At 34.6% G+C, this 4,282-nt stretch carries 8 protein-coding genes; 6 read left to right on the top strand and 2 right to left on the bottom strand.

The window, feature by feature from the left end:
* On the bottom strand, positions 1–1,154 hold a 1,154-nt coding region (locus MR875_01225; protein ID MCI6993476.1), incomplete at its 3' end, for a collagen-like protein.
* Complete coding sequence (locus tag MR875_01220) at positions 1,154–1,558, bottom strand: hypothetical protein (protein ID MCI6993475.1); 405 nt, start codon at positions 1,556–1,558, stop codon at positions 1,154–1,156. The genes MR875_01225 and MR875_01220, both read right to left, overlap by 1 nt.
* Before the next feature lie 50 nt (positions 1,559–1,608).
* Between MR875_01220 and MR875_01215 the strand changes: the two genes are divergently transcribed.
* The 6 genes from MR875_01215 to MR875_01190 all read left to right on the top strand — a co-directional run.
* A complete protein-coding gene (locus MR875_01215; protein MCI6993474.1) occupies positions 1,609–1,806 on the top strand; it encodes a hypothetical protein in 198 nt (65 codons plus the stop codon).
* A gap of 59 nt (positions 1,807–1,865) precedes the next feature.
* Complete coding sequence (locus tag MR875_01210; GenBank protein ID MCI6993473.1) at positions 1,866–2,105, top strand: hypothetical protein; 240 nt, start codon at positions 1,866–1,868, stop codon at positions 2,103–2,105.
* A gap of 340 nt (positions 2,106–2,445) precedes the next feature.
* Complete coding sequence (locus MR875_01205) at positions 2,446–2,811, top strand: hypothetical protein (GenBank protein MCI6993472.1); 366 nt, start codon at positions 2,446–2,448, stop codon at positions 2,809–2,811.
* Positions 2,812–3,115: 304 nt separating this feature from the next.
* Positions 3,116–3,313, top strand: a complete 198-nt coding sequence (locus tag MR875_01200; protein MCI6993471.1) for a hypothetical protein — start codon at positions 3,116–3,118, stop codon at positions 3,311–3,313.
* Positions 3,314–3,449: 136 nt separating this feature from the next.
* Positions 3,450–3,698 carry a hypothetical protein gene (locus MR875_01195; protein ID MCI6993470.1) on the top strand — a complete coding sequence of 83 codons (249 nt, stop codon included), beginning with the start codon at positions 3,450–3,452 and terminating at the stop codon, positions 3,696–3,698.
* Between the two features lie 13 nt (positions 3,699–3,711).
* On the top strand, positions 3,712–4,282 hold a 571-nt coding region (locus MR875_01190), incomplete at its 3' end, for a hypothetical protein (protein ID MCI6993469.1).

The following is a 4,282-nucleotide window of genomic DNA, read 5'->3' as shown; positions in this document are numbered from 1 at the left end:
CCGGATGCACCAGTATCACCAGTAGCTCCCTTAGGTCCTTTCAAATCAAAGTATTGGTCAACTAATGCTTTACCGTCACTTATACATGCAATGTGACATATATTATATTCGCTCCTTGTTATAACCCAATCTCCAAGGTTTACTTCTGTTGCCCAAGGATTATCTGCTAATAAATCAGATACATAAAACCCCCCATACAATGTTGGTTGAGCCGGACACTCTGCTGAAGATAAGCTACTATTTCTACCACTATGATACATGAAGATTTGAGCACCTGCTTTACCTGCTGGACCAGTTGCACCAGTATCCCCAGTATCACCTTTAGCTCCTGTTTCACCTGTGGTGCCGGTAACGCCTGTGTTTCCAGTATCACCTTTGGGACCAGTTATATCATCAAAATATAAAGTGACCTCTGTGTTTGCACCGGAAAATATTATCTGCCTATGTGCTGAGTCTTTATATACGTCGATACTTTCCCCGTCATCTCCGGTATCCCCTTTCGCACCAGTATCGCAGGTATTACCTTTTGGACCTGTTTTTCCGGTATCTCCTTTCTCGCCGGTGTCTCCCTTTGAACCGGTTGCTCCGGTTTCAACTGTTGCACCTGTATCTCCAGTATCGCCTTTAGGTCCTGCCGGTCCAGTGTCACCTGTGTCACCTTTCTCCCCAGTTTCACCAGCACCCCCACTAGCTAATTTAAAACAATTAATATAATTATAATCATCTGAATCTTCTACTGGATGTAGGGCTAAGTATTCACCTGAAAAATCTTTAACGGCTCCGTTTTCACCTAGTTTAATTTTATCTGCCGGTGCAATATCTGTAACACCACTGGCCAATTTGAGTCTGTATAGTTGGCCTAACACTAACACGCTAGCTTTTCTTTGACCATTCTCCATTACTGTTGGATTATTAACAATAATGCCTATTGGTATTTCATCATTACCTCCAGTAAATTTCTTGACCATTTCTTTTCCGATTTCTGATTTAGATGATATTGTAACAGTATCTTCAGGATATAATTTATTTGTATAATCATAACCAATGCTTTGGCCGGTTTCAGTAACGACATCTTTTGATGTTACATCTCCATCATCGAGTAAAAATGTTGTGACTTCTTTTCTTTGTTCCAATAAAACTATTTGGTCTTGCATTAAACACTCACCTCATATATGTGATTGCCTTTAACGTCCGGATTGCATTTAATATTCATTCCATATTTTCTAGCTTCTGTGCAGAAATACAAGTCCTCTGACAGTACTGTGTCATTGCCATAGATAACATATTTGAAATATGGATATGGCATTTTCCTGAATACATTGACATTAACGAGAGCGATTCCAAGGCCACCGCCTTTAATGTCAAATGAATCATTAGCTTTCCATAATGTTTCACCATAAATCATGTTTTTGTCTGTGTAATCTTTTCCAAAATCAAAGATGACCGTTTGATCTGTTGTGGTTCTTTTCTTGTAGTACCATCCTAAAGCAATGTCAGTTTCACATTCCAATAGCTTAACTAATGTATCTTTAGGCACATTAACATCTGAATCTATCATTAACACATAGTCAAAGTCATATTTAATTGCTAGCTTTGCTATTTCGTTTCTTGCACGTGCACAGTAAAAGACTTCCAGCTATTGTATATAGAATGTCTAAACTTCCAGATTACAAAGATTCCACAATGAATCTATTTATCAAGGTATTCAACTTTAAAGGAAACACTATTGATGAAGCTTTAGCTATTATAGCAAAGAAAAAATTATACAGCAAATACTTTGATTCACAACGGACAAGAAAACAATAAATGATGCTAAAACTGGAAAAGGTTCCAACTGTGTTGACTGGGGACAAGTCTATTACAGAATAGCTAAATCTTTAGGTTATGATGTGCAGTTTGTTCATGTCAAATGCAGAGTATCCGGAACTGGCCACATCATATTAAGATTGAAACATAAAAAACATACTGGTGGAAACTGGATTAACAGATATCCTGCTGCAGTAGCAGATACAACTTCAGGAAATGTCAGAACTCTCTGGTGTGAAGACGGATACTTAATATCATATGATCCGTCATGGATATTCACAGATTTATATAGTATTTAACGTTAATGTTAACTTTTTTTCTTTTTTTACATTTAATATCACTTTAAATTACTCAAATTTAACCAATAAAACTGTTAAATACAATTTAGAGAGTTAAAACTAATTTGTCTTATGATTTTTTTTAAAAGCAAATACTTTTCAAATGGTCTCCCACTTTCTTTAAATACCCTCCATAAAAAACATATTAATCACCCACGAATAAAAGGTGCATATAAAAATGATAAAGAAAACAGACAGCAGTTTATTAAATTGGATTTATAAGCATGTAGTTGACTTTACTAGCGAAAACGACAAATCAGGTTTGACCTGGAACAGTACAAATACTGAAGCATTATGATTCATGAATCGTATTCCCAAAAAAGTTAAAGTTCAAAAATACGGAGTATACGCCGGTCAAAGCTATTTATTTGTAGTTGATGAATTCGATGATCTTGAGGAGGGTTTAAAAAGAGGATTGATATCTGAAAAGATTTGTAAGCAGATTTACACTTGGAATAGTGAGGTCGGACGAGATAACTGGGATATGGATGATGTTATGCATGTATTATATCCTGCATTCGGAAGACACATTAGCAGGAATTTCTTTTATGCAGCAATTAAAGAGCTAGTGGATCTTGGTGTCATTGAATGTGTCAATCCCAATGAAATACATGGCAGAATGTATATAATAACTGAAAAAGGTGAAAGAGTGCTTGGACTATTGTAACTTAAGATTGAAATATCATTAACACTCACCATTTATATTCAAAAACCTCATCCAGAAACAGTTTCATATATACTCCAGTTTAAAAATAAAATCCAGAACCAAAATACCGACCGTTAATGTCAAAACCATTCCATTAAATCAAAAGTAAAAAGTAGCTATTGATTTTAATCAATCGTATTGTTTATTATTTTATTGCTGGCACAATCAGGAAAAACCATATGCATTGAACCTGAGGTAATGATAATTTTATATAAAATGAATAATAAAATATTATATTAATTATTATATACAGGTTGTAATATCTATGGCCAATATTAATAATACCTCATCCTACATGGATGAAGACAAAAAGCAAATTATCAAAGAGTCCAACTATACCTTTAGGGATGCTCTTGAAGTTTCATCTTATCTCATTGAAGTTGGTAAGTTCGAAAGATTCTATAAGGAAATGCAAATCCACGACCTTCAAAAGGAACTTGACGAAATGGATGATGAAGAATAAGCTTCAAAAAATATATTTCAGGTATATAACTCTTCAAAAGAAACTGTTTTTCATAAGTGAAAGTAATATTTATTATTACTTTTATATTTTTTTTATAATAAAATTTTATATATAATACATAATATAATTAATTATTATGTTACCGGAAAAAACCAACATCAGCGCAAGAGTGGAAATAACACTCAAAAAAATAGTAGAAGAATCTAGTTTTACCCACAAAGATGCATATGAACTCGGAGCAATGCTAATAGCTATTGGCGATGCACAGGAAACAATAACATTAATACACAACAATCCTAATTATCAAAAGATTATGAAACAAACAGAATACAGATTAATCGAAGCTAGAAAACAAGAGCTTGAAAAAGAATTAAAAGATTTATAGGAGAACCATCACCATGGGAAGAGGAAATTCAGATGTAATTTACTTTTTGGAACAGCATGAACAGGAAATAATGAACTGCTGCAAAAAAGGAATGAGCAACAACGAAGTCAGGGAACTGCTAAAAACAAAATACGATCGAGATGTTGCAGACATTACCTACAGGAAATTCAAAGCAACATTGAACCTAAATAAAACTGATTTCATGGAAACATTGCTGGATGAAATAATAGCCATGAAATCATCAGGGGCAACAGACCAAAGCGTGAGAAGATGGCTTGCAGAGGAACACGAATTCGAAGTAAGCAGGTCAACATTCTCCAGATTCAAAAAGAAATATCATCTTAATGATGAAGAAAAAGACCCAAGAGCAAGAGATAAAGAGGCATTAACTGATAGGGCCATCAGTCAAAGACAGATAACAAACACTAATGCTCATCAAGACAACATCGACATGGCCATTGACACCATACTCCAGCAGCAGGTCACAGACATTAAAACGGGACTCGACAATCTTGACAAGATTACCAAAAACGCTGTTGGTATTGAAATTGATTTTGCAAAACTGGATCAGGAGGTAAGATATC

The organism is Methanobrevibacter sp. (genome assembly GCA_022775905.1).
Taxonomy (GTDB): domain Archaea; phylum Methanobacteriota; class Methanobacteria; order Methanobacteriales; family Methanobacteriaceae; genus Methanocatella.
Note: the sequence above shows the minus strand (reverse complement) of the source record. Positions and strands in the feature narration are given on the sequence as shown.